General features: G+C 45.7%; 31 protein-coding genes and 2 rRNA genes. 27 read left to right on the forward strand and 6 right to left on the reverse strand.

All coding sequences use genetic code 11. The annotated features are described in order from the left end of the window. Positions 1-6: 6 nt before the first annotated feature. The 20 genes from rplP to rplQ all read left to right on the forward strand — a co-directional run bounded on the left by rplP (position 7) and on the right by rplQ (position 9,529). Positions 7-417, forward strand: coding sequence for a 50S ribosomal protein L16 (gene rplP, locus JEZ96_RS00875; protein ID WP_006083593.1), 411 nt, complete (start codon positions 7-9; stop codon positions 415-417). Further along, entirely contained in the window at positions 417-608 is a 192-nt protein-coding gene (gene rpmC, locus JEZ96_RS00880; protein WP_007644429.1) for a 50S ribosomal protein L29, read from the forward strand. Before rplP ends, rpmC begins: the two co-directional genes overlap by 1 nt. Next, complete coding sequence (rpsQ, locus tag JEZ96_RS00885; protein ID WP_006083591.1) at positions 608-856, forward strand: 30S ribosomal protein S17; 249 nt, start codon at positions 608-610, stop codon at positions 854-856. Before rpmC ends, rpsQ begins: the two co-directional genes overlap by 1 nt. 178 nt (positions 857-1,034) lie before the next feature. Further along, a complete protein-coding gene (gene rplN / locus JEZ96_RS00890) occupies positions 1,035-1,403 on the forward strand; it encodes a 50S ribosomal protein L14 (protein WP_006083590.1) in 369 nt (122 codons plus the stop codon). Between the two features lie 11 nt (positions 1,404-1,414). Then, complete coding sequence (gene rplX, locus JEZ96_RS00895) at positions 1,415-1,729, forward strand: 50S ribosomal protein L24 (RefSeq protein WP_011787575.1); 315 nt, start codon at positions 1,415-1,417, stop codon at positions 1,727-1,729. Positions 1,730-1,741: 12 nt separating this feature from the next. Next, positions 1,742-2,281: a 50S ribosomal protein L5 gene (rplE, locus tag JEZ96_RS00900; protein WP_011787576.1), complete on the forward strand. Its 540-nt coding sequence runs from the start codon at positions 1,742-1,744 to the stop codon at positions 2,279-2,281. A gap of 10 nt (positions 2,282-2,291) precedes the next feature. Then, a complete protein-coding gene (gene rpsN, locus JEZ96_RS00905; protein WP_011787577.1) occupies positions 2,292-2,597 on the forward strand; it encodes a 30S ribosomal protein S14 in 306 nt (101 codons plus the stop codon). A gap of 24 nt (positions 2,598-2,621) precedes the next feature. Then, positions 2,622-3,014 (forward strand): 30S ribosomal protein S8, encoded by a 393-nt coding sequence (rpsH, locus tag JEZ96_RS00910; RefSeq protein ID WP_007644434.1) that lies wholly within the window; start codon positions 2,622-2,624, stop codon positions 3,012-3,014. 10 nt (positions 3,015-3,024) lie between these two features. Then, positions 3,025-3,558 (forward strand): 50S ribosomal protein L6, encoded by a 534-nt coding sequence (rplF, locus tag JEZ96_RS00915; RefSeq protein ID WP_011787578.1) that lies wholly within the window; start codon positions 3,025-3,027, stop codon positions 3,556-3,558. Positions 3,559-3,568: 10 nt separating this feature from the next. After that, positions 3,569-3,919, forward strand: coding sequence for a 50S ribosomal protein L18 (rplR, locus tag JEZ96_RS00920; RefSeq protein ID WP_007644436.1), 351 nt, complete (start codon positions 3,569-3,571; stop codon positions 3,917-3,919). Between the two features lie 12 nt (positions 3,920-3,931). Then, positions 3,932-4,435, forward strand: coding sequence for a 30S ribosomal protein S5 (gene rpsE, locus JEZ96_RS00925; RefSeq protein WP_011787579.1), 504 nt, complete (start codon positions 3,932-3,934; stop codon positions 4,433-4,435). 6 nt (positions 4,436-4,441) lie between these two features. Beyond that, entirely contained in the window at positions 4,442-4,624 is a 183-nt protein-coding gene (rpmD, locus tag JEZ96_RS00930; RefSeq protein ID WP_006083582.1) for a 50S ribosomal protein L30, read from the forward strand. 3 nt (positions 4,625-4,627) lie between these two features. Beyond that, entirely contained in the window at positions 4,628-5,062 is a 435-nt protein-coding gene (gene rplO / locus JEZ96_RS00935; protein WP_006083581.1) for a 50S ribosomal protein L15, read from the forward strand. Between the two features lie 7 nt (positions 5,063-5,069). Further along, positions 5,070-6,410 (forward strand): preprotein translocase subunit SecY, encoded by a 1,341-nt coding sequence (gene secY, locus JEZ96_RS00940; RefSeq protein ID WP_198779841.1) that lies wholly within the window; start codon positions 5,070-5,072, stop codon positions 6,408-6,410. A gap of 21 nt (positions 6,411-6,431) precedes the next feature. Then, positions 6,432-6,545, forward strand: a complete 114-nt coding sequence (rpmJ, locus tag JEZ96_RS00945; protein WP_006083579.1) for a 50S ribosomal protein L36 — start codon at positions 6,432-6,434, stop codon at positions 6,543-6,545. Between the two features lie 116 nt (positions 6,546-6,661). After that, positions 6,662-7,018: a 30S ribosomal protein S13 gene (gene rpsM, locus JEZ96_RS00950; protein WP_011787581.1), complete on the forward strand. Its 357-nt coding sequence runs from the start codon at positions 6,662-6,664 to the stop codon at positions 7,016-7,018. Positions 7,019-7,033: 15 nt separating this feature from the next. After that, positions 7,034-7,426, forward strand: a complete 393-nt coding sequence (rpsK, locus tag JEZ96_RS00955) for a 30S ribosomal protein S11 (protein ID WP_006083577.1) — start codon at positions 7,034-7,036, stop codon at positions 7,424-7,426. Positions 7,427-7,458: 32 nt separating this feature from the next. Beyond that, entirely contained in the window at positions 7,459-8,079 is a 621-nt protein-coding gene (gene rpsD / locus JEZ96_RS00960) for a 30S ribosomal protein S4 (RefSeq protein ID WP_011787582.1), read from the forward strand. Between the two features lie 24 nt (positions 8,080-8,103). Beyond that, positions 8,104-9,093, forward strand: coding sequence for a DNA-directed RNA polymerase subunit alpha (locus tag JEZ96_RS00965; RefSeq protein WP_007644468.1), 990 nt, complete (start codon positions 8,104-8,106; stop codon positions 9,091-9,093). 40 nt (positions 9,094-9,133) lie between these two features. Then, complete coding sequence (rplQ, locus tag JEZ96_RS00970; RefSeq protein ID WP_007644470.1) at positions 9,134-9,529, forward strand: 50S ribosomal protein L17; 396 nt, start codon at positions 9,134-9,136, stop codon at positions 9,527-9,529. A 671-nt stretch (positions 9,530-10,200) separates the two neighbouring features. Here the strand turns inward: rplQ and ccmE are convergent. From ccmE to ccmA, 5 genes are read right to left on the reverse strand one after another with little or no spacing between them, the layout of a single operon-like run. Beyond that, positions 10,201-10,689 (reverse strand): cytochrome c maturation protein CcmE, encoded by a 489-nt coding sequence (gene ccmE, locus JEZ96_RS00975; protein ID WP_011787583.1) that lies wholly within the window; start codon positions 10,687-10,689, stop codon positions 10,201-10,203. After that, positions 10,686-10,886 carry a heme exporter protein CcmD gene (gene ccmD, locus JEZ96_RS00980; protein ID WP_011787584.1) on the reverse strand — a complete coding sequence of 67 codons (201 nt, stop codon included), beginning with the start codon at positions 10,884-10,886 and terminating at the stop codon, positions 10,686-10,688. The genes ccmE and ccmD overlap by 4 nt, the downstream gene beginning before the upstream one ends. Beyond that, positions 10,886-11,632, reverse strand: a complete 747-nt coding sequence (locus tag JEZ96_RS00985) for a heme ABC transporter permease (protein ID WP_011787585.1) — start codon at positions 11,630-11,632, stop codon at positions 10,886-10,888. The genes ccmD and JEZ96_RS00985 overlap by 1 nt, the downstream gene beginning before the upstream one ends. 1 nt (position 11,633) lies before the next feature. Beyond that, positions 11,634-12,320 (reverse strand): heme exporter protein CcmB, encoded by a 687-nt coding sequence (gene ccmB, locus JEZ96_RS00990; protein ID WP_011787586.1) that lies wholly within the window; start codon positions 12,318-12,320, stop codon positions 11,634-11,636. Positions 12,321-12,331: 11 nt separating this feature from the next. Then, on the reverse strand, positions 12,332-12,982 hold the full coding sequence (gene ccmA / locus JEZ96_RS00995) for a cytochrome c biogenesis heme-transporting ATPase CcmA (protein WP_011787587.1): 651 nt from the start codon (positions 12,980-12,982) through the stop codon (positions 12,332-12,334). Between the two features lie 320 nt (positions 12,983-13,302). Between ccmA and JEZ96_RS01000 the strand changes: the two genes are divergently transcribed. Beyond that, positions 13,303-13,602 (forward strand): c-type cytochrome, encoded by a 300-nt coding sequence (locus tag JEZ96_RS01000; RefSeq protein WP_011787588.1) that lies wholly within the window; start codon positions 13,303-13,305, stop codon positions 13,600-13,602. A gap of 61 nt (positions 13,603-13,663) precedes the next feature. Here JEZ96_RS01000 and ccmI read toward each other — a convergent pair whose 3' ends face one another. Further along, entirely contained in the window at positions 13,664-14,911 is a 1,248-nt protein-coding gene (ccmI, locus tag JEZ96_RS01005) for a c-type cytochrome biogenesis protein CcmI (RefSeq protein WP_025008842.1), read from the reverse strand. A 396-nt stretch (positions 14,912-15,307) separates the two neighbouring features. Between ccmI and JEZ96_RS01010 the strand changes: the two genes are divergently transcribed. The 6 genes from JEZ96_RS01010 to JEZ96_RS01035 all read left to right on the forward strand — a co-directional run bounded on the left by JEZ96_RS01010 (position 15,308) and on the right by JEZ96_RS01035 (position 24,258). Beyond that, the gene (locus JEZ96_RS01010) at positions 15,308-17,287 is read left to right on the forward strand and encodes a heme lyase CcmF/NrfE family subunit (RefSeq protein WP_011787590.1); all 1,980 of its coding nucleotides are present in this window, start codon (positions 15,308-15,310) and stop codon (positions 17,285-17,287) included. A gap of 11 nt (positions 17,288-17,298) precedes the next feature. Further along, positions 17,299-17,853: a DsbE family thiol:disulfide interchange protein gene (locus JEZ96_RS01015; RefSeq protein ID WP_011787591.1), complete on the forward strand. Its 555-nt coding sequence runs from the start codon at positions 17,299-17,301 to the stop codon at positions 17,851-17,853. Then, a complete protein-coding gene (gene nrfF, locus JEZ96_RS01020) occupies positions 17,850-18,329 on the forward strand; it encodes a heme lyase NrfEFG subunit NrfF (RefSeq protein WP_011787592.1) in 480 nt (159 codons plus the stop codon). Before JEZ96_RS01015 ends, nrfF begins: the two co-directional genes overlap by 4 nt. Then, a complete protein-coding gene (locus JEZ96_RS01025) occupies positions 18,326-18,913 on the forward strand; it encodes a TlpA disulfide reductase family protein (RefSeq protein ID WP_025008841.1) in 588 nt (195 codons plus the stop codon). Before nrfF ends, JEZ96_RS01025 begins: the two co-directional genes overlap by 4 nt. 535 nt (positions 18,914-19,448) lie before the next feature. Beyond that, positions 19,449-20,991: ribosomal RNA gene (locus tag JEZ96_RS01030) — 16S ribosomal RNA — on the forward strand. A 374-nt stretch (positions 20,992-21,365) separates the two neighbouring features. After that, positions 21,366-24,258 (forward strand): 23S ribosomal RNA (locus tag JEZ96_RS01035). The 16S and 23S rRNA genes sit together here, the layout of an rRNA operon. Positions 24,259-24,390 lie beyond the last annotated feature (132 nt).

A 24,390-nucleotide genomic window follows, 5' to 3' on the forward strand; every position in this document is an offset into this window, starting at 1 on the left:
CCGGCAATGCTGCAACCTAAACGTATGAAGTTTCGCAAGATGTTCAAAGGCCGCAACCGCGGTCTAGCGAACGGTACCGAAGTTAGCTTTGGTACATTTGGTCTGAAAGCAGTCGGCCGTGGCCGTTTAACTGCACGTCAGATCGAATCTGCACGTCGTGCCATGACACGTCACATTAAGCGTCAGGGACAAATTTGGATTCGAGTTTTCCCGGACAAGCCGATTACCTCTAAGCCTCTTGAAGTGCGTATGGGTAAAGGTAAAGGTAACGTTGAATACTGGGTATGTCAGATTCAACCTGGTAAGGTTCTTTATGAGATGAATGGTGTTTCTGAAGTGATCGCTCGTGAAGCGTTTGCTTTAGCTGCTGCCAAGCTTCCAATTAAGACTACCTTCGTAACTAAGACGGTGATGTAATGAAAGCGAGCGAACTGAGAGAAAAGAGCGTTGAAGAACTGAACGCTGAACTACTTGGTCTGCTGCGTGAGCAGTTCAACCTGCGTATGCAACACGCCACTGGTCAGTTGACTCAGACTCATCAACTGAAATTAGTGCGCCGTAATATTGCGCGCGTTAAGACCATTATTACTTCTAAGGCGGGTGCATAATGTCTGATAAAATCCGTACTTTGCAGGGTCGTGTAACTAGCAACAAAATGGACAAGTCCATTACTGTTGCTATCGAACGCCAAGTGAAACACCCAATTTATGGGAAATACATTAAGCGTACGACTAAGATCCATGCACATGACGAAACTAATCAGTGCAATGAAGGCGATTTAGTAGCGATTCGCGAATGTCGTCCTTTGTCTAAGACTAAATCTTGGACCCTGGTTGAAGTAGTATCAAAGGCCTAAGTTAATTAGGTATTTAGGTAAACGGCTCCAGAATGTGGGGCCGTTTGTTTTTTAATACTATACATTCCACTTTTATGGTGGTATATTTGCGCGCCATTTTTGACTAAATTCATAGCAAAAATTGGCGTTTATAGTCCCATAGTGGGAATTGTGTAGTAACGATAGCGGAGCACTTAAAATGATCCAAATGCAATCGACTCTTGACGTCGCATGTAACAGCGGCGCACGCAGAGTTCAGTGTATTAAGGTCTTGGGTGGCTCTCATCGTCGTTATGCCGGTATCGGCGACATTATCAAAGTTTCTGTAAAAGAAGCGATTCCTCGCGCTAAAGCGAAGAAAGGTGATGTGTATAACGCGGTGGTAGTCCGTACTAAGAAAGGCGTACGTCGTCCAGACGGTTCTGTCATTCGCTTCGATCGGAATGCAGCGGTTCTTTTGAACAACAACCTGCAGCCGATTGGTACTCGTATCTTTGGACCAGTGACACGTGAATTGCGTAATGAACAATTCATGAAAATTGTCTCGCTGGCACCAGAAGTACTGTAAGGAGCTTCATAATGGCAGCTAAAATACGTCGTGAAGACGAAGTGATTGTATTAGCAGGTAAAGACAAGGGTAAACGTGCAAAAGTTTCTCAAGTCCTTCCTACTGGTAAATTGATTCTTGAAGGCATCAATCTTGTCAAAAAACACCAAAAGCCAAACCCACAATTGGGTGTAGCTGGCGGTATTGTTGAGAAAGAAGCGCCAATACAAGCATCAAATGTAGCGATTTTCAACTCTGCCACTGGCAAAGCTGATCGCGTTGGTTTCCGCTTTGAAGACGGCAAAAAAGTGCGTTTCTTCAAATCGAACAGTGAACTCGTTAAGTAATTGGAGTAAACGATGGCGAAACTGCATGATAAATACCAAGAGACTGTTGTCGCTGAACTTGCTAAAAAGTTCGGTTATACCAGTGTCATGCAAGTCCCTCGGATTGAGAAAATCACCCTGAATATGGGTGTTGGCGAAGCTGTTGCAGATAAAAAAGTTATGGAGCACGCGCTCCGTGATATGACTGCGATCGCTGGTCAAAAGCCAGTTGTAACTGTTGCTCGTAAATCAGTTGCTGGTTTTAAAATCCGTGAAGGCTACCCTATTGGCTGTAAAGTGACCCTACGCGGTGAGCGTATGTGGGAATTCTTAGAGCGTTTAGTCGATATCGCAATCCCACGTATTCGTGACTTCCGTGGCTTAAGCGCTAAAGCGTTTGACGGCCGTGGTAACTACGCAATGGGCGTGCGTGAGCAGATCATTTTCCCAGAGATCGATTACGATAAAATCGATAAAATTCGCGGTATGGATATTGTTATCACTACCTCTGCGAAGACTGATGAAGAAGGTCGTGCTTTGTTAGACGCTTTTAACTTCCCATTCAAGAAATAAGGGTAGCGTAATGGCAAAAACATCAATGAAAGCACGTGAAGTTAAACGTGCACAGCTCGTAGCTAAGTATGCTGAAAAGCGTGCCGCTCTGAAAGCTATTATTGTCAGCCCAGCTTCTTCTGATGAAGATCGTTGGGATGCAGTATTAAAGCTGCAAGCTTTACCACGTGATTCCAGCGCCTCGCGTAAACGCAATCGCTGTAATCAAACTGGTCGCCCACATGGTTTCCTACGTAAATTCGGCTTAAGCCGTATTAAGTTACGTGAAGCAACCATGCGTGGTGAAGTTCCTGGCCTACGTAAGGCTAGCTGGTAAGCACTTGTCACGGAGTAAGCTAATATGAGCATGCAAGATCCTATTGCGGATATGTTAACCCGTATTCGTAACGGCCAAGCTGCTAACAAAGTATCTGTGAAGATGCCTTCTGCTAAGTTGAAAGTCGCTATTGCGAAACTGCTTAAAGAAGAAGGTTACATCGCTGATTACGCCGTAGCAGATGAAGCCAAGCCTGAACTGGAAATTACGTTAAAGTATTTCCAAGGCCAACCAGTCGTTGAGACTATCCAGCGCGTAAGTCGTCCTGGTCTTCGTATTTACAAAGGTAAAAACGAACTTCCAAAGGTGATGGGCGGACTGGGTGTCGCAATTGTGTCCACTTCTAAAGGCTTGATGACTGATCGTGCCGCCCGCCTTGCTGGCATGGGTGGCGAGGTTATCTGCTACGTAGCATAAGGAGCTAGGAATGTCTCGTGTAGCAAAAGCACCAGTATCTATTCCAGCTGGCGTAGAGGTGACCTTAAACGAACAGACCCTGACCGTCAAAGGCGCGAAAGGTAGTCTGACTCGAGTGATCAACAATGCGGTCAATGTTGTTATTGAAGATGGCGTAGTTAAGTTTCTTCCTGTTGAAGGCGTTGTTAACGCTTGGGCACAGGCTGGTACTACTCGTGCATTAGTAAACAACATGGTTGTTGGTGTATCTCAAGGTTTTGAGCGTAAACTGAAGTTAGTTGGTGTTGGTTACCGTGCGAAACTCGTCGGAGCTGATATTGACCTGACTCTAGGTTTCTCTCATCCGTTAGTACACAAACTGCCCGCAGGCGTTACTGCAGAGTGCCCTAGCCAAACTGATATCGTCCTTCGTGGCGTTGATAAACAGTTAATTGGTCAAGTCGCTGCTGAGATTCGCGGATACCGTCCACCAGAGCCGTATAAAGGCAAAGGTGTTCGCTATGACGACGAAGAAGTACGCCGTAAAGAGGCTAAGAAGAAGTAGGTAACGCGATATGGATAAGAAAACATCTCGCTTACGTCGCGCTATTCGCGCTCGTAAGAAGATCCAAGAGCTGGGCGTGAACCGTCTGGTTGTACATCGTACACCGCGTCACATTTATGCTCAGGTGATCAATCCTGAAGCTCAGGTGGTGGCAGCTGCTTCAACCGTGGAAAAAGCGGTTAAAGAGCAACTGAAGAGTACCGGTAACGTAGACGCGGCGAAAGCAGTAGGTAAATTTGTTGCTGAGCGCGCGATCGAAAAAGGCGTAACTTCTGTTGCGTTCGATCGTTCTGGTTTCAAGTATCACGGTCGTGTAGCTGCTCTAGCAGATGCTGCTCGTGAAGCTGGCCTCCAGTTCTAAGGGGTTATAAAAATGGCTAAATTAGAAGCTCAGCAAAAAGACGATCTGCAAGAAAAATTGATTGCAGTTAATCGTGTTTCTAAAGTAGTTAAGGGCGGTCGTATCTTTAGCTTCACAGCACTAACAGTAGTGGGTGATGGTAACGGTAAGATCGGCTATGGCTATGGTAAAGCGCGCGAAGTTCCAGCAGCAATTCAAAAAGCTATGGAAAAAGCCCGTCGTAACATGGTGACCGTGGAGTTGAACGCAGGTACTCTGCATCACCCAGTTAAAGGTCGTCATACTGGTTCACGTGTATACATGCAACCAGCATCACAGGGTACCGGTATTATTGCCGGTGGCGCAATGCGTGCCGTATTGGAAGTAGCAGGCGTTCATAACGTTCTGTCAAAAGCATACGGTTCTACTAACCCGATCAACATCGTTCGCGCGACTGTCGATGCATTGGTGCACATGAAGTCACCATCGCAAATCGCAGCTAAGCGTGGCCTGAATGTTGACGAAATTCGGGGGTAATGCACCATGGCAACTAAAACTGTAAAAGTTACTCAGACTAAGAGCGGTATCGGTCGTTTACCGAAGCACCGTGCAACCTTAACAGGTTTAGGTCTGCGTCGCATTGGTCACACTGTTGAATTAGAGGATACTCCTTCTGTTCGCGGTATGATCAACAAGGTCTACTACATGGTTAAGGTGGAGGATTAATAGATGCGTTTAAATACTCTATCTCCAGCTGCAGGCTCTAAGCATGCACCAAAGCGCGTAGGCCGTGGTATGGGTTCAGGCTTAGGTAAAACTGCGGGTCGTGGTCATAAAGGCCAAAAATCTCGTTCTGGTGGCGGTGTACGTCCTGGATTCGAGGGTGGTCAAATGCCACTGAAGATTCGTTTACCTAAATTTGGTTTTACCTCGCGTCGCGCTATGGTAACAGCTGAAGTTCGTGTACTCGAACTGGCAAAAGTTAACGGTGATGTTATCGACTTAAACGCTCTGAAAGATGCGAACGTTATTACTCGCAACATCCAGTTTGCGAAAATTGTTCTTTCAGGTACCATTGAGCGCCCAGTGACTGTCAAAGGTCTAAAGGTAACCAAAGGTGCACGTGCAGCAATTGAAGCTGCTGGCGGTAAGATCGAGGAATAATACGTCGATGGCAAAACCAGGACTTGATTTAAAAAGCGCGAAAGGCGGATTTTCAGAACTGAAAGCTCGCCTCCTGTTCGTGATTGGTGCGATTATCGTCTTTAGGGCCGGTTCGTTTGTGCCAATTCCTGGTATTGACGCAGCTGTATTAGCAGAGCTGTTTGCTCAGCAAAGCGGGACCATCCTAAGCATGTTTAACATGTTTTCGGGTGGTGCCCTTGAGCGTGCTTCTATCTTTGCATTAGGTATTATGCCGTACATTTCGGCATCTATCATTATGCAGTTATTGACAGTCGTACATCCTGCACTCGCTGAATTGAAAAAAGAAGGCGAATCAGGACGTAAGAAAATCAGTCAATATACAAGATGGGGTACCTTAGTGCTGGGTACATTCCAGTCGGTCGGTATTGCAACTGGGTTACCGAATTTAGTGCCTGGCCTTGTGGTCAACATTGGTTTTGGATTCTACTTTGTTGCGGTTGTGAGCTTAGTGACGGGAACGATGTTCCTAATGTGGCTAGGTGAGCAAATTACCGAACGTGGTATAGGTAACGGTATCTCGATTCTTATTTTCGCAGGTATTGTTGCTGGATTACCTTCCGCTATCGGCCAAACGGCTGAGCAGGTGCGTCAAGGTGACTTGAATGTGTTAGTATTGTTGTTGCTCGCGGTCATTGTATTTGCCGTGACTTATTTTGTCGTATTTGTGGAGCGTGGTCAGCGTCGTATCGTTGTTAACTACGCTAAGCGTCAGCAGGGCCGTAAGGTGTTCGCTGCGCAAAGTACACATTTACCACTAAAGATAAACATGGCGGGTGTGATCCCCCCAATTTTTGCGTCAAGCATCATTTTGTTTCCTGGAACACTGGCTCAGTGGTTCGGTCAAAATGAGTCTATGTCATGGTTAAGTGATTTTTCACTGGCTGTGTCACCTGGACAACCGCTTTACTCATTATTGTATGCAGCAGCAATTATTTTCTTCTGTTTCTTCTATACTGCGTTGGTGTTTAACCCACGTGAAACTGCAGATAACTTGAAGAAGAGTGGTGCATTCATCCCTGGGATCCGTCCTGGAGAACAGACTTCGCGTTACATTGATAAAGTAATGACCCGTTTGACATTGGCAGGCGCGTTATACATAACCTTTATCTGCTTAATTCCGGAGTTCATGTTAATTGCGTGGAAAGTACAGTTCTATTTTGGCGGTACTTCACTACTAATTATGGTAGTCGTGATCATGGACTTCATGGCTCAGGTTCAGACCCATATGATGTCTCATCAGTATGAGTCTGTGATGAAGAAAGCTAACCTAGTAAACAAAGCGAATTTAGATCGTTTTGGTCGCTAATTAGCTTTACGGAGTGATGAAATGAAAGTTCGAGCTTCCGTGAAGAAGATCTGCCGTAATTGCAAGATCGTCAAGCGTAGTGGCGTTGTACGCGTTATCTGTGTTGAACCAAAACACAAACAGCGTCAAGGCTAATAAAGAAATTTGTTCAGCCCAATCTTGGGCTGAACAAAATATTGTTTGCAAATCTGTCAACTGTCGAGTATCCTTTCGGGCTTTTCGCAGTTGGCCTTTAACTTAAGGAGTGCATAGTGGCCCGTATCGCTGGCATTAACATTCCTGATCAAAAGCATACAGTCATTGCATTGACTGCAATTTTCGGCATCGGTCGTACTCGTGCAAGAGCAATCTGCGCGGCTACAGCAATCGCTGAAACAGCTAAGATCAAGGAATTGAGCGAAGCTCAAATAGATACACTACGCGAAGAAGTTGCCAAATACTTAGTAGAAGGTGACTTACGTCGTGAGATTTCAATGAACATCAAGCGTCTTATGGATCTTGGTTGTTATCGTGGTCTCCGCCATCGTCGTAGCCTGCCTCTCCGTGGGCAACGTACTAAGACCAATGCGCGTACGCGTAAAGGTCCACGTAAACCAATTAGAAAGTAACGGGAAGGTAAAGCAATGGCTAAAGTTCCGTCACGTTCTCCGCGTAAGCGCGTACGTAAACAGGTTGCAGATGGCATGGCTCATATCCATGCTTCTTTCAACAACACTATTGTCACCATTACAGATCGTCAAGGTAATGCGTTGTCATGGGCTACTTCAGGTGGTTCAGGTTTCCGTGGTTCACGTAAATCTACTCCATTTGCTGCACAGGTAGCTGCTGAGCGTGCAGGTGCTGCTGCTCAAGACTACGGTTTAAAAAACCTTGAAGTGTTTGTGAAGGGTCCAGGTCCAGGTCGTGAGTCAGCCATTCGTGCGCTGAACGCTGTTGGTTATAAAATTACCAACATTACCGATGTGACGCCGATCCCTCATAATGGTTGTCGTCCTCCTAAAAAGCGTCGTGTATAACGCCGTTTCATTAGGATTGTTGGAGAAAGATCATGGCAAGATACTTGGGTCCCAAGCTCAAGCTCAGCCGCCGAGAAGGTACAGACCTTTTCTTAAAAAGCGGTGTGAGAGCAATCGATTCAAAGTGTAAACTGGAAACTGCACCTGGACAACATGGCGCTCGTAAGCCACGTCTGTCTGAGTATGGTACTCAGTTACGCGAAAAACAAAAAGTTCGTCGTATTTACGGTGTGTTAGAAAAACAATTCCGTAACTATTACAAAGATGCTGCACGTCTGAAAGGCAACACTGGTGAAAACCTGTTGCAACTTTTAGAAACCCGTTTAGATAACGTTGTTTATCGTATGGGCTTCGGTGCTACTCGTGCAGAATCACGTCAGCTAGTAAGCCATAAATCAGTTATGGTTAACGGTCGTGTTGTTAACATTCCGTCATTCAAAGTGTCTGCGAATGATGTTGTGAGCATCCGCGAGAAGTCACGCACTCAAGCTCGTATTAAAGCGGCTTTAGAAGTGGCAGCTCAACGCGAGAAGCCTACATGGGTTGAAGTCGACAGCGCGAAAATGGAAGGTGCTTTCAAGCGCGTTCCAGAACGTAGCGATTTGTCTGCGGAAATTAACGAACAGCTGATCGTCGAGCTTTACTCTAAGTAAAGCTAACAAACAAGAGAGGACACAATGCAGGGTTCTGTTACAGAATTTCTTAAACCGCGTCTCGTTGATATCGAGCAGGTTAACTCAACACGTGCCAAGGTTACATTGGAACCACTTGAGCGTGGTTTCGGCCACACTTTAGGTAACGCGTTGCGTCGCATCCTATTGTCGTCTATGCCCGGCTGCGCGGTTACCGAAGTCGAGATTGACGGTGTACTGCACGAATACAGCAGTAAGGAAGGCGTACAAGAAGATATCCTTGAGATCTTGTTAAACCTGAAAGGGTTAGCAGTGACTATCGAGGGTAAAGACGAGGCTATGCTTACGTTGAGCAAGTCCGGCGCAGGCCCTGTCATCGCAGCAGATATCACGCATGATGGTGATGTCACTATCGTGAATCCTGATCATGTTATCTGTCATTTGACGGGTAACAATGATATCAGCATGCGTATTCGCGTTGAGCGTGGTCGTGGTTATGTGCCAGCATCTGCTCGTGCACAGACCGAAGACGATGATCGCCCAATCGGCCGTTTGCTGGTTGATGCTTCTTTCTCGCCAGTTGCACGTATTGCCTACAATGTAGAAGCAGCTCGTGTTGAACAGCGTACTGACTTGGATAAACTTGTTATCGATATGACCACTAATGGTACTATCGATCCTGAGGAAGCTATCCGTCGTTCCGCAACTATTTTAGCTGAACAGCTAGATGCGTTTGTTGAGCTGCGTGACGTGACTGAGCCAGAATTGAAAGAAGAGAAGCCGGAGTTCGATCCGATTCTGTTGCGTCCTGTCGACGATTTAGAGCTAACTGTACGTTCGGCTAACTGCTTGAAAGCCGAAGCGATTCATTACATCGGAGATCTGGTACAGCGTACTGAAGTTGAGCTGCTGAAGACCCCTAACTTAGGTAAGAAATCTCTTACAGAAATTAAGGACGTTTTGGCTTCTCGCGGACTGTCGTTAGGTATGCGTTTGGAAAACTGGCCTCCAGCTAGTTTAGCAGACGACCTATAAGTCTCAGGTTTGTACAGATTTAGGTTATAAGGATTAGGTCATGCGCCATCGTAAGAGTGGTCGTCAACTTAACCGCAACAGCAGCCACCGCCAAGCTATGTTCCGTAACATGGCAAGCTCACTGGTTCGTCATGAGATCATCAAGACAACCGTAGCTAAAGCGAAAGAACTGCGTCGCGTAGTTGAGCCTCTGATAACACTTGCTAAGAGTGACAGCGTTGCAAATCGTCGTTTAGCGTTTGCACGTACTCGCGACGCTGAAGTCGTAGGTAAGTTATTTACTGAGTTGGGTCCACGTTACCAGGAACGTCCTGGTGGCTATACCCGTATCCTTAAGTGCGGTTTACGTGCTGGTGATAAAGCCCCTATGGCTTACATCGAGCTAGTTGGTCGCCCAGAAGCTGCTCAAGCTGTTGATGTTGAAGCTGCTGAGTAATTAAGGTTACATAATTAAAAAACCGGGCAATTGCCCGGTTTTTTTATGTCAATTATTTACAACTCCTCTGCCCAAGTGGGTTGTTTCTCAATTTATTGAGGTAGTGTAATTTCCCATTTTGCGAGCCCTTGCCGACTGAACACAAACTTACCAAGGCCATCTATAACAGGGAAGATATATGCGGGTTTTTCGCTTGTAAGGATCCTTGCCGCCATAGCTGCTGCGATTTTGCAGTGGTTATAACCTCAAGCACGTAGCCTCAAATGTCCCCCCTTCAGCCGAGATACTGAAGTCCCAAAAGCCGAAATTAGGTACAGGTGTATTATTGGCTATCCATTTTATGAGTTGATTCGCTTCACTGACTGATTTTCATCATCTTTCACTGCCTGATCAAGTGCGACGACTATGGCGTTATACCTGATAGTACATGTTGTTGCCAATCTTTTAGACGTGCAAGTTGAAGACAGTGACTTCAACATCTCCCAGTATACGTGATAGCTGGTTACTGATGTAGTCTGCGCTAATGCTAGATGTTTCACCTTGGTCAAAAATGACTAATATTCATCTTTGCACGGTCTTAGGCAACAAACCTTGGATAAGTAGGAGTGAGCATCTGAGTAAGGGTAATAAAAAAGCCTCGCGAAGAGGCTTTATTGGTGGTTTATATTCTACTACTTAGTATCAGGTGCTTTTTGTTGACTGTAGTCGAGCTTTTCATGTTTTTGCCCCATAGCTTCTGCTACTTCTGGTGGCATATAATTTTCATCATGCTTCGCTAATACTTCAGTTGCTTCAAGTTTACCTTCTGCCGTTAATACTCCTTGAGCAACAATACCTTGTCCTTCACGAAATAAATCTGGTAATAGGTCATCATAGGTGACTAAAATTTCACCGCCTAAAGAATCATGTACAGCGAACTGTACATGTAGACTATCTGGATCGCGCACCATAGAGCCAACGGTTACCATCCCACCTACACGGATACGTTGTCCAACATCAGGTTTGACCCCTGTATCGGTCTTTCCATTCACGATTTCTGACGGTGTATAAAATAAATTTAAATTTGAGTTGAGCGCATACAGTAGAAGCGATGCAATGGCAGCAACACCACCAATTAATGCTACCGCTAATGTCAGTCTTTTTTTGCGTCTTGGGTTCACGATTTGGTACTCCTAGTTTCTTTGAGGCGCTCTTCACGATTCATCTTTTTAGCGATTTCAATCAGAACCTTACGCTTTTGGCGTGCGCTTGTTATGATGAGTACCGATAGGCAGAAGAACGTCACCCCGTAGGAAAGCCATACATAGAATGCATAGCCGCCCATATTAAAAAAATCACTGATAGAATCGAATTGCATTATTTGACCTCCTCAGCCTTAGCAAGTTCACGCACCCAAGGGCGCATTCCGTTTCTTGCTAAAATTTCAGCTTTGAATCTGACGATAGTAATCGCGCCTATCATAAGGCCGAAACCTAAAATATTGATTAAAAGTGGATACAACATCTCTGCTGGCATCGTTGATTTTTCAGTAATGCGAATAGTTGATGGCTGATGTAATGAGCTCCACCATTCAACTGAGTATTTGATAATAGGGATATTAATGACACCCACGATCGCTAAGATCCCTGCAGCACGAGCCGCAAGCACTTTATCTTCGAATGAGGCATATAATGAGATTACGCCTAAATATAAGAAGAGCAGTACAAGCTCTGAGGTTAGACGAGCATCCCATACCCACCAAGTTCCCCACATAGGCTTACCCCATGCAGCTCCTGTGAACAGTGCAATAAAAGTAATCACCGCACCAATAGGTGCAATAGATGCTGCGGCCCAATCAGCGAGCTTGACTTGCCATACCAGACCAATAAATGCTGCAGTTGCCATGCCCATGTAGGCTGCCATTGACATTGATGCTGCAGGTACATGGATAAAGATGATGCGATAACTATCACCCTGTTGATAATCTGTCGGGGCGAAGATTAATCCCCAAATAGTCCCTACTGCAATAAACAGACAAGCCAAGATTGCAAACCATGGGAATAATGTTCCTGATAATTTATATGCGCGTTCAGGATCCGCATAAGGGTGTAACCATTTCCACATTTTAGTTAGTACTCACTCGCAGAGATGCACCGATTGCAAAGGGTGCTAAGGTTAACGAACCGATCAACATAGCGCCTATTATAGCGAGCTGACCATCATAGGGTAAATTCATTCCCGCCGCATCGATTGCACTCGTTGCGAAGATGAGAACTGGGATATACAGGGGTAAAATCAGTAGGCTGAGCAAAACGCCGCCTTTGCGTAATCCGACGGTTAGAGCTACGCCAATCGCACCTAATAGTGATAAAACAGGTGTGCCCAGCGTTAAGGTTGCAATCAGTGCACCATAGCTATTGGTATCTAAATTTAGCAATACCGCGAGTAGCGGTGCAATGATAATTAATGGAACGCCAGTCAATATCCAATGCGCCAATACTTTTGCTAATACAAGAATTGATAATGGCTGTGGACTCAGGAGCATTTGCTCTAAGCTACCATCGCTAAAATCTGCTTTAAAAAGTCGTTCAAGCGATAGCATGGAGGCTAATAATGCTGCAACCCAAATAATACCGGGAGCAACGCGTGCTAGCATTTGCGGCTCTGGACCAATACCAAGGGGGAATAGAGTGACAACCATAATAAAAAATAACAATGGGTTAAAAATATCACCGCGGTGACGTACGGCAATTTTTAGATCTCGCTGTAACAAGGTAAAAAATGCCTGAGTAAAGCTGATGCCTCTTTTCATTATGCTTGACCTTATATGAAGCGATAATCTAGACGAATTTTACGAAGCCTATCATCTGTGATAATGCTCATATCTTGGTGAGTGGTAAGAATAACGCATCCACCATTATCTGCATGCTCAATAAACAGTTGCTCAAGTTCTTCGACACCTTTTTTATCAATAGCGGTAAAAGGTTCGTCAAGGATCCAAATTTTACAGTTGCTATGCCAAAGTCTTGCCAGTGCAGTTCTACGATGCTGACCTGCAGATAAATGGCCAGCCAGAGCTTCTTCAAATCCAGTTAAATTAACTTTGGCTAAGATAGAGGCTGTGTCGAATTCATCATAACCACTGATTCTTAAATTGAAATTAAGGTTCTCTTCGGCTGTTAATTCACATTTAACGCCTGCAAGGTGACCTAAATACAGTAGGTCTTCGTTGTACTCGTCACGGCAACGATTGATATCTTCACTAAGATAAAAGGTTTGTCCTGCATAGGGACGCGAAAGCCCCGCTAAAATACGCAATAAGCTCGTTTTACCTGCGCCGTTAGGGCCTTCAATTTGGACGATATCACCAGCATTAATATTAAAACTTAACTCATCAAACAGGATACGTTCTTCGCGGATACATGTCAGCTTGCTCGCTGATACCAGTGTGTTTACTGAAGTTATATTTGTCACTGAACCCTCTATCTCAAGCCGGAAGGAAACACAAGTGATTCTAACACAAACATTATTGCGGGGTTTACACTTGCTTTACTCTAGATGTCAGCAATTTGATGTGGTTCCAATAACCGCAATATTTATCGAACTTTTTTACGACTTGCTAATATATTAACGAATTTGTCACGCTTGTCGCTTTACAACGGTTACGCTGAGATTCTAATCACAAAAAGATGAGATTTATTGAAGTTTGTAGTAATCTTAGCCCGCTATAATGAGTCTGCCTCCACCAAGGGCAGCGTCGAGCTTTGTACGTATTTGCATTAGGAACATTGAACATGAAAAAACTGTTAGCAATGACTGCAGTCGCTGCTTTGACTATGTCAGTCAACGTTTCAGCTCAAGAAGCTGAGGCTATTTATAATAAGGCATGTACCGTATGCCATAGCATGGGTGTTGCCGGTGCTCCTAAAACTCACAATACTGCTGAATGGGAACCACGCTTAGCTAAAGGTATTGATACGCTGTTACACAGTGTTAAAACCGGTCTGAATGCTATGCCGCCAGGTGGCATGTGTACTGATTGTACTGATGATGATTACAAAGCTGCTATCCAATTTATGTCTACAGCTAAGTAATTACTCAGGTATAAAAAAACCGGTGCAAGCCGGTTTTTTTATACCAAAAATAAACGATAGGTTATTGTACTTGGGTATCAAGTACGAGGTTTGCTGTTTCACCTACAATAACTTTGTTGATCTTACCTTGAATATCACCAGCTTGAGGTTTGATATTGCCATGCTTGGAAAGTACGGCGATCACTTCAACGCTAGTCGCCTGACTTAATTTTGCATCTCCTCCCATGCCAGTGCTGTCATCTAACGTTACAGTAACGGGTAAGGCGCTTGCGCTCACTTTTGTTGCTGCTAAGGGGACTTTAGGACCTTCAGTTGCACGTGCAAACACAAAAATAGTGTCTTCTGGACTCGCCTTAGCTGCAAGTTCTGGAGAGATTGAAATTGCTATGCTGACTGATTTTTTTCCCACTGCAGCTTGTTTATGCACGTCATCATCAGGCATACCTGTGGTTTCTGCTTGCATGCGTAGGTTTGCTGTTTCAATTGCATTCATTAACGCAGCGCGATCCACATCAGTACGGTCGCTATCAAGAATGGTTTGCCATGAGGTAATTGCTTTTTTGTAGTCAGCGAGAAAGAAAGAATTCATTCCAACGAGTAGCAGTGTTGAAGGATCTTGTGGATCCATCGCTAAGGATTCATCAATGATCGCTTGGATTTGTGGCGTCATCTGCTGTCCAGCTTTGTAGTACATAGCTGTCGCTTTTGGACCTAATAACTCCGCATGTTTACCGACTAATTCCATGACTTTATCGAAAGCGGCAATTGCCTTATCGAATTGATTTGCAGAAATATATGCATGGCCTAGGCTAAACCAAGCTTGGCTATTTTCAGGTTCTGCTTGTACTTGTGCTTCAATTGCCTGAATACGTTGTCCCATGATTTGGGCTGTATCCATTCCAGCATGTGGATTAGCGGGTTGGGCTGTTCCAATATTTTCGAAAGCACCTAGGTGCTGATACAGGTAACCTGAAATAGCAAGTAAACCCACTGACATTATTGATGGCCAGAGTATGGTTTTGGGTTTAATTTGATTAACCAGTGAATCATCTCCTGCCTGTTTGATATCTTGCAGTAAGCTGATTTCTAATTCTTTTTTAAGAGCATCAAATTCTGTTTGATCGAGCAGTTCTTCGCTCAGTTCTTTTTCTAGTGTTGCAAGACGTTCATTGAATAACTCGAGGTTCGTTTGTTTACGAACGCCAGCTTCTTCAGTACGTAACAACTTTTGTTGTCTGAAATGCGGGATCCAAATCAACGTTAGGCTGACTAACACAACAAGCGCAATAAAAATCCAAAATGTTGTCATTGTTTCTATATTCACTTTAGTTTGCATAAAAGCGGTGTTACCGCCGGCTTGGAAGCAAGATTATACGTAAAGATTATTCATTGAACAGTAATATAAGGCATTCATTGCACTGAAAGCTTATAGTTGGGCACTGGTTCACAAATTGATTCTTATTGTAAATTTTGTATGAAACTTAAGTGCCTTTTATCTGTCACATGCAGAACTATCGTTCTATGCGGCGGTTTTCTCAATATTTGAGTAATGAGACAAGTCACCCAGTTTTGTATGAAATAGGCAGACAGGAACAATAGCAAATACTAAAATGAACCAAATCTTGTACGTTTGTGTGAATAACATGTTGTGCGTTGATGTAGAGTCGTTCTAGATCAACATATTATTAGAGACTGAGGAAAACCCATGATCCCAGAACTTGGACACTTTTCGTTGATAATCGGAGTGGCTTTTGCCTTTCTGCTCGTCAGCGTTCCCCTTATTGGTGTTGCCCGTAAAGATCAATATCTTGTGAGGTATGCTTGGCCGTTAGCTTACGGAATGTTCTTTTTTATCAGTTTATCCGTTGTTTCACTTGGTTATAGCTTTGCTGTTGATGATTTCTCCGTCGCTTATGTGGCTCATCATTCCAACTCCCAGTTACCTATCTTCTTTAAGATTGCGGCCGTATGGGGCGGTCACGAAGGGTCGCTGCTATTTTGGGTGTTTTCATTAGCAACTTGGGCCGCTTCTGTTGCTTTATTCAGTAAAGGTTTAGAAGAAGTGTTCACCGCACGTGTACTTGCAGTTCTGGCAGTAATCGTGATTGGTTTTAGTTTGTTTATGCTGCTTACATCAAGCCCATTTGAGCGTTTATTTCCCATGCCTGCAGAAGGTCGTGACTTAAACCCAATGCTGCAGGATGTGGGCTTAATATTCCATCCACCTATGCTGTATTTGGGCTATGTTGGTTTTTCTGTAAGCTTTGCTTTTGCTATTGCTGCATTGATGAGTGGACGTCTTGATTCTGCATGGGCTCGTTGGTCTCGTCCTTGGACCTTGGCTGCATGGGTATTCCTCACGGGCGGTATTTCTTTAGGCTCTTGGTGGGCATATTACGAATTAGGCTGGGGTGGTTGGTGGTTCTGGGATCCTGTTGAGAACGCCTCTTTCATGCCTTGGTTAGTGGGTACTGCGCTTGTGCACTCTTTGATTGTGACCGAGAAACGCGGCGCCTTCCGTAACTGGACGGTATTGCTTTCCATCTTTGCTTTCTCTTTAAGCTTGCTTGGTACCTTTATTGTTCGCTCTGGCGTATTAACCTCAGTGCATTCATTTGCGGCGGATCCCAGCCGTGGTATGTTCATTCTGTTGTTACTTGGTTTAGCCATTGGTGGTTCTTTAACACTCTTTGCTTTCCGTGCCAGCGAAATGAGTAGCCCAGCACGTTTCGAGTTGAAGTCTAAAGAAACTATGCTGCTGATTTGTAACGTTTTGTTGACTGTTGCTACAGGTACTGTGTTATTAGGCACTTTATACCCACTGCTGATTGATGCACTTGGTATGGGTAAAATTTCTGTAGGGCCTCCATATTTTAATGCTGTATTTGTGCCTATTGTTTTAGTGTTGTTTGCTTTTATGGGTGTAGGTCCAATTATTCGCTGGAAAAAATCGAAGGCCGGCGAGCTTAGACGCCAACTGCTGATCCCTGCTCTAATTTCTGTCGCGATAGGGATAGTGACACCATTTATAGTTGATGGTGCATTTAACGCGTGGGTTGCATTTGGTATTGCAGCGGCGGTATGGATCATACTTGCCACGGCAAGAGCCGCTTATAATATTGTTAAACCTAAAGAAGGTGATATTAGTGTTGCTCGTATGGGGCGCAGTCAATTTGGGATGATCTTGGCCCATTTCGGCATTGCCGTCTCTGTTATTGGTGCCACTATGGTATCTAACTATTCAGTTGAGAAAAGTGTCCGAATGGGACCAGGGGTTAGCCAGGAGTTAGCTGGTTATACCTTTAAGTATTTAGAGACAAAAAATGTCGTTGGCCCAAATTACACAGCTCAGCAGGGGCAAATTGAAATCTATAAAGATGACAAATTGTTAACACTGCTAAAGCCTGATCGCCGTCAATACAATGTACGAACCATGGATATGACCGAAGCTGGTATTGATTGGGGTCTGTTCCGTGATTTGTATGTGACTATGGGTGACCCTATCAGTGCAACAGAGTTTGCGGTACGTTTGAACTATAAACCCTTTGTCCGTTGGTTGTGGTTTGGATCGATTTTTATGATGATTGGTGGTTTCTTCGCTGCATCAGATAAGCGTTATCGCTCAAAAGTGGCGGCGATTGTTAAGCCACAAGTAGATAAAGCTAAACTGGCAACCGCTCAATAGTTGAGGAATATATGAAGAAGTTGGTTCTATTTATCCCTCTGGTGCTATTTCTTGCCATGGGAGTATTTTTATATAAAGGGTTGTTTTTGAATCCTCAAAAATTGGATTCAGCACTAGAAGGAAAGCCTATTCCGGCTTTCCAGCTAGAACGTCTAGAAACACCTGATGAGCTGATTACCAATGAACAGTTAAAAGGGAAAGTAGCATTACTCAACGTATGGGCGACTTGGTGCCCATCTTGTAAATATGAACACCCTTTTTTAAATATGTTATCGCGGAAAAATATTCTACCCATATACGGTATCAACTATCGGGATGAGCGTGCGCCTGCAATCGCTGAGCTGAGACGCCAAGGTGACCCATATACATTGAATATCTTTGATAAAGATGGACGCTTGGGTCTAGACCTTGGCGTTTATGGTGCTCCAGAAAGTTTTATTGTTGATCATAACGGTATTATTCGCTTCCGCTATGCAGGCCCTATTGATCAAAATGTCTGGAGTGAAACACTATTCCCAATGATCCAGCAATTACAGGCAGAAGCAGCAAAGGATAATGTATCGTGAAAATATTACTCAAATTAGTAAGCGGGTTAGTGCTGGTATTGAGTATGGTCACCAGTGCTATTGCTACACCTGTCGATACTTATGAATTTAAATCGCCGGATAATCAAAAGCGCGCTTTATCACTCGCTCACTCTTTGCGTTGTCCGCAGTGTCAAAACCAAAACTTAATTGATTCGAATTCTCCAGTTGCCAGTGATTTGCGGCTTGAAGTTTTTAAAATGGTCGATGAAGGTAAAGGCGATGACGAAATCATTGAGTTTATGACAAGTCGCTATGGTGAGTTTGTGCTGTATAAACCTAAAATGGAAGCCAAAACCTATATACTTTGGTTAGGGCCCATAGGTTTGTTAATCATCGGCTTAGCGATTGGTTATATTTTTATCCGCAAACAGCGCATCAGTGGCAACACACCTCAGGAGATCAGCGCTGAAGATCAACAAGCATTAGATGCCTTACTAAAGCGTAATAGCAAATGAAGCATAAATTAGCGACAGCTTTTATGCTGTCATCTATTTTATTAGGATTTACAGTTGGAGTTGTGCATGCCTATCCTGGGATGCAACAGGGAACAAATCCAGTAACATCCACAATTGATCTGATCAGTGTTTTACCTAAAGCTTTTCCGATTGAGCCTGCGCCTTTTAATGATGTCGATGGTAAATCCATCGACTTCAGCCAATACAAAGGCAAAGTTGTGATGGTCAACATGTGGGCGACCTGGTGCCCACCCTGCGTAAGGGAGTTGCCCGCAATTGAGCGTTTGGCGACAAAGTTTAAAGCGGATCAGTTTGCGTTATTGCCTATCTCTATCGATGCTGGTGGTAAGCAACAAGTGCAGCCTTTTCTCACATCATTAGGAATGGCAAACTTTAATTCCTATTACGATCCTACGCAAAACTTAGGGCAGGTGTTCCCACTGGATACCATTCCTGCAACCTTTATTCTCGATCAAAATGGCCAATTGATCGCGTTTGTGCGCTCCTTTGTCGATTGGGATGACGCAAAAGCCGTATCGCTAATCCAAAGTTTTATCGATAAAGGCGCTAAAAAGCTGAATTAAACAGCATATAGAGCGTAAATAGAGCACCGCTGTAGAAAAGATCGCCATGCGATCTTTTTTCTTTTAAAAAGCGCTTGCACAAAAAGTTTCGCTGCCTATAATGCGCATCCACTGACACGGCAGACAGCGAAAGCGAGCGCGGTTTCAGTGCGAATCGAATGCAAATTGTGCAGTTGATTCGAAAGCCTCAAGAAGTTTGCAAAAACGCCTTGACGCGATGAGGGAAATGCGTAGAATACGCAGCCCTAGCCAACTGGAAGCGTTAATCGACCGGTGTGGTGCTCAGGTCCTCTGTTGAGGCTGAGATGCTCTTTAACAATCTAAACAAGAAATCTGTGTGGACACTCACAGGTGTTGAGTTAATCGAAACTGCTTAGCTTTAGGGTTGGCAGTCAAAGAATTAAATCAATGTAACAATGAGTGTTCATAGCAATATGTACAGTTTGTTTCAGTGCTTCTTTTATAAGGAGTGCGAGAAACAAAAAATCAGAATTCATTGAGCAGCTGAAGTCGTAAGACGGAAGCAACAAAACTTTAATTGAAGAGTTTGATCATGGCTCAGATTGAACGCTGGCGGCAGGCCTAACACATGCAAGTCGAGCGGCAGCACAAGGGAGTTTACTTCTGAGGTGGCGAGCGGCGGACGGGTGAGTAATGCCTAGGGATCTGCCCAGTCGAGGGGGATAACAGTTGGAAACGACTGCTAATACCGCATACGCCCTACGGGGGAAAGGAGGGGACCTTCGGGCCTTCCGCGATTGGATGAACCTAGGTGGGATTAGCTAGTTGGTGAGGTAATGGCTCACCAAGGCGACGATCCCTAGCTGTTCTGAGAGGATGATCAGCCACACTGGGACTGAGACACGGCCCAGACTCCTACGGGAGGCAGCAGTGGGGAATATTGCACAATGGGGGAAACCCTGATGCAGCCATGCCGCGTGTGTGAAGAAGGCCTTCGGGTTGTAAAGCACTTTCAGTAGGGAGGAAAGGGTGTAGTTTAATACGCTATATCTGTGACGTTACCTACAGAAGAAGGACCGGCTAACTCCGTGCCAGCAGCCGCGGTAATACGGAGGGTCCGAGCGTTAATCGGAATTACTGGGCGTAAAGCGTGCGCAGGCGGTTTGTTAAGCGAGATGTGAAAGCCCTGGGCTCAACCTAGGAATAGCATTTCGAACTGGCGAACTAGAGTCTTGTAGAGGGGGGTAGAATTCCAGGTGTAGCGGTGAAATGCGTAGAGATCTGGAGGAATACCGGTGGCGAAGGCGGCCCCCTGGACAAAGACTGACGCTCATGCACGAAAGCGTGGGGAGCAAACAGGATTAGATACCCTGGTAGTCCACGCCGTAAACGATGTCTACTCGGAGTTTGGTGTCTTGAACACTGGGCTCTCAAGCTAACGCATTAAGTAGACCGCCTGGGGAGTACGGCCGCAAGGTTAAAACTCAAATGAATTGACGGGGGCCCGCACAAGCGGTGGAGCATGTGGTTTAATTCGATGCAACGCGAAGAACCTTACCTACTCTTGACATCCACAGAACTTTCCAGAGATGGATTGGTGCCTTCGGGAACTGTGAGACAGGTGCTGCATGGCTGTCGTCAGCTCGTGTTGTGAAATGTTGGGTTAAGTCCCGCAACGAGCGCAACCCCTATCCTTATTTGCCAGCACGTAATGGTGGGAACTCTAGGGAGACTGCCGGTGATAAACCGGAGGAAGGTGGGGACGACGTCAAGTCATCATGGCCCTTACGAGTAGGGCTACACACGTGCTACAATGGCGAGTACAGAGGGTTGCAAAGCCGCGAGGTGGAGCTAATCTCACAAAGCTCGTCGTAGTCCGGATTGGAGTCTGCAACTCGACTCCATGAAGTCGGAATCGCTAGTAATCGTGGATCAGAATGCCACGGTGAATACGTTCCCGGGCCTTGTACACACCGCCCGTCACACCATGGGAGTGGGCTGCAAAAGAAGTGGGTAGCTTAACCTTCGGGGGGGCGCTCACCACTTTGTGGTTCATGACTGGGGTGAAGTCGTAACAAGGTAGCCCTAGGGGAACCTGGGGCTGGATCACCTCCTTACCTATACGACTAGCTCGATGCTTGGTCGAAAAATGCTCCTGCATTTTCGACATTCGGTACATCCGTGTACCTTTTGAGTGTTCACACAGATTGCTTGTTTATCCTGTCTTAGGACGGGTAGAGCGAAACATCCCTCTAGCAGGTCGATGTAGTTCTTTAACAATTTGGAAAGCTGATAGTAATTAATGGCATGAGTCTGTCATGTGATTAATTACAAAAAGTTTAATGCGAAAGCATTGAACATTGAGTTCTCAAACACTTTATTAAGTGTCTTGAATATTCAAGTCTAAGGCGCGTCCACTTCTTTGGTCAGAAGTGAGACAAGTAAAACCAGCTGGTCGCAACAATTCAAGTGAAACTCATTTGGGTTGTATGGTTAAGCGACTAAGCGTATACGGTGGATGCCTTGGCAGTCAGAGGCGATGAAGGACGTAGTAACTTGCGAAAAGCGTTGGCGAGCTAGTAACAAGCATTTGAGCTAACGATGTCCGAATGGGGGAACCCGGCCGCATAAGCGGTCATCATGTAGTGAATACATAGCTACATGAGGCGAACGAGGGGAACTGAAACATCTAAGTACCCTTAGGAAAAGAAATCAACCGAGATTCCCCTAGTAGCGGCGAGCGAACGGGGATTAGCCCTTAAGTCTATGGGGTGTTAGTGGAATGGTCTGGAAAGTCCAGCGGCACAGGGTGATAGCCCCGTACACGAAAACTAACCGTAGATGAAAACGAGTAAGGCGGGACACGTGACATCCTGTTTGAATATGGGGGGACCATCCTCCAAGGCTAAATACTCCTGACTGACCGATAGTGAACCAGTACCGTGAGGGAAAGGCGAAAAGAACCCCTGTGAGGGGAGTGAAATAGAACCTGAAACCGTATACGTACAAGCAGTGGGAGCGGTTCTTGAGACCGTGACTGCGTACCTTTTGTATAATGGGTCAGCGACTTACATTTTGTAGCGAGGTTAAGCGAATAGCGGAGCCGTAGGGAAACCGAGTGTTAACTGCGCGTTTAGTTGCAAGGTGTAGACCCGAAACCCGGTGATCTAGCCATGGGCAGGTTGAAGGTTGAGTAACATCAACTGGAGGACCGAACCGACTAATGTTGAAAAATTAGCGGATGACTTGTGGCTGGGGGTGAAAGGCCAATCAAACCGGGAGATATCTGGTTCTCCTCGAAAGCTATTTAGGTAGCGCCTCGAGCGAATACCATTGGGGGTAGAGCACTGTTAAGGCTAGGGGGTCATCCCGACTTACCAACCCTTTGCAAACTCCGAATACCAATGAGTACTACTCGGGAGACAGACGGCGGGTGCTAACGTCCGTCGTCAAAAGGGAAACAACCCAGACCGTCAGCTAAGGTCCCAAAGTGTATGTTAAGTGGGAAACGATGTGGGAAGGCTTAGACAGCTAGGATGTTGGCTTAGAAGCAGCCATCATTTAAAGAAAGCGTAATAGCTCACTAGTCGAGTCGGCCTGCGCGGAAGATGTAACGGGGCTAAACATACCACCGAAGCTACGGGTGCAGCCCATTAGGGTTGCGCGGTAGAGGAGCGTTCTGTAAGCCGTTGAAGGTGAAGGGGTAACCCACGCTGGAGGTATCAGAAGTGCGAATGCTGACATGAGTAACGATAAAGGGGGTGAAAAACCCCCTCGCCGAAAGACCAAGGGTTCCTGTCCAACGTTAATCGGGGCAGGGTGAGTCGACCCCTAAGGTGAGGCCGAAAGGCGTAATCGATGGGAAACAGATTAATATTTCTGTACTTCCGCTAACTGCGATGGAGAGACGGAGAAGGCTAGGCTAGCGCGGCGTTGGTAGTCCGCGTTTAAGGTGGTAGGTGGGTGACTTAGGCAAATCCGGGTTGCTATACACTGAGAGCTGATGACGAGGTCCTAAGGGACTGAAGTAGTTGATGCCATGCTTCCAGGAAAATCTTCTAAGCTTCAGGTTAGCGGGAATCGTACCCCAAACCGACACAGGTGGTCGGGTAGAGAATACCAAGGCGCTTGAGAGAACTCGGCTGAAGGAACTAGGCAAAATGGTACCGTAACTTCGGGAGAAGGTACGCTCCTGTTGGTGATGAGACTTGCTCTCTAAGCTGACGGGAGTCGCAGATACCAGGTGGCTGCAACTGTTTATCAAAAACACAGCACTGTGCAAACTCGCAAGAGGAAGTATACGGTGTGACGCCTGCCCGGTGCCGGAAGGTTAATTGATTGGGTTATCGCAAGAGAAGCTCATGATCGAAGCCCCGGTAAACGGCGGCCGTAACTATAACGGTCCTAAGGTAGCGAAATTCCTTGTCGGGTAAGTTCCGACCTGCACGAATGGCGTAATGATGGCCACGCTGTCTCCAGCCGAGACTCAGTGAAGTTGAAATTGCGGTGAAGATGCCGTATACCCGCGGCTAGACGGAAAGACCCCGTGAACCTTTACTATAGCTTGGCACTGAACATTGAACCTACATGTGTAGGATAGGTGGGAGACTATGAAGTTGGGACGCTAGTCCTGATGGAGTCGTCCTTGAAATACCACCCTTGTAGTTTTGATGTTCTAACCTAGACCCCTAATCGGGGTTAGGGACAGTGCCTGGTGGGTAGTTTGACTGGGGCGGTCTCCTCCCAAAGAGTAACGGAGGAGCACGAAGGTTGGCTAAGTACGGTCGGACATCGTACGGTTAGTGCAATGGCATAAGCCAGCTTAACTGCGAGACATACACGTCGAGCAGGTACGAAAGTAGGTCATAGTGATCCGGTGGTTCTGAATGGAAGGGCCATCGCTCAACGGATAAAAGGTACTCCGGGGATAACAGGCTGATACCGCCCAAGAGTTCATATCGACGGCGGTGTTTGGCACCTCGATGTCGGCTCATCACATCCTGGGGCTGAAGTCGGTCCCAAGGGTATGGCTGTTCGCCATTTAAAGTGGTACGCGAGCTGGGTTCAGAACGTCGTGAGACAGTTCGGTCCCTATCTGCCGTGGGCGTTGGATGATTGAGGGGAGTTGCTCCTAGTACGAGAGGACCGGAGTGAACGAACCGCTGGTGTTCGGGTTGTCATGCCAATGGCATTGCCCGGTAGCTACGTTCGGAATCGATAACCGCTGAAAGCATCTAAGCGGGAAGCGAGCCCCAAGATGAGTCATCCCTTGGACTATAAGTCCACTAAAGAGCCGTTCGAGACTAGGACGTTGATAGGCATGGTGTGTAAGCGTTGTGAGGCGTTGAGCTAACATGTACTAATGACTCGAGAGGCTTAACCATACAACCCAGATGGGTTTTACTGCAAAGTGAGCTTAGACAGAATATAAACACTTAATGAAGTGTGGACTCAAAAAACAATCAGTTTTCCGAATTATTAAATAAGATAAGAGCAGGTTTTAGTTCCTAGAATCT

Origin of the sequence: Shewanella putrefaciens, assembly GCF_016406325.1 — a bacterium.
In the GTDB taxonomy this organism is placed as follows: Bacteria; Pseudomonadota; Gammaproteobacteria; order Enterobacterales; family Shewanellaceae; genus Shewanella; species Shewanella putrefaciens.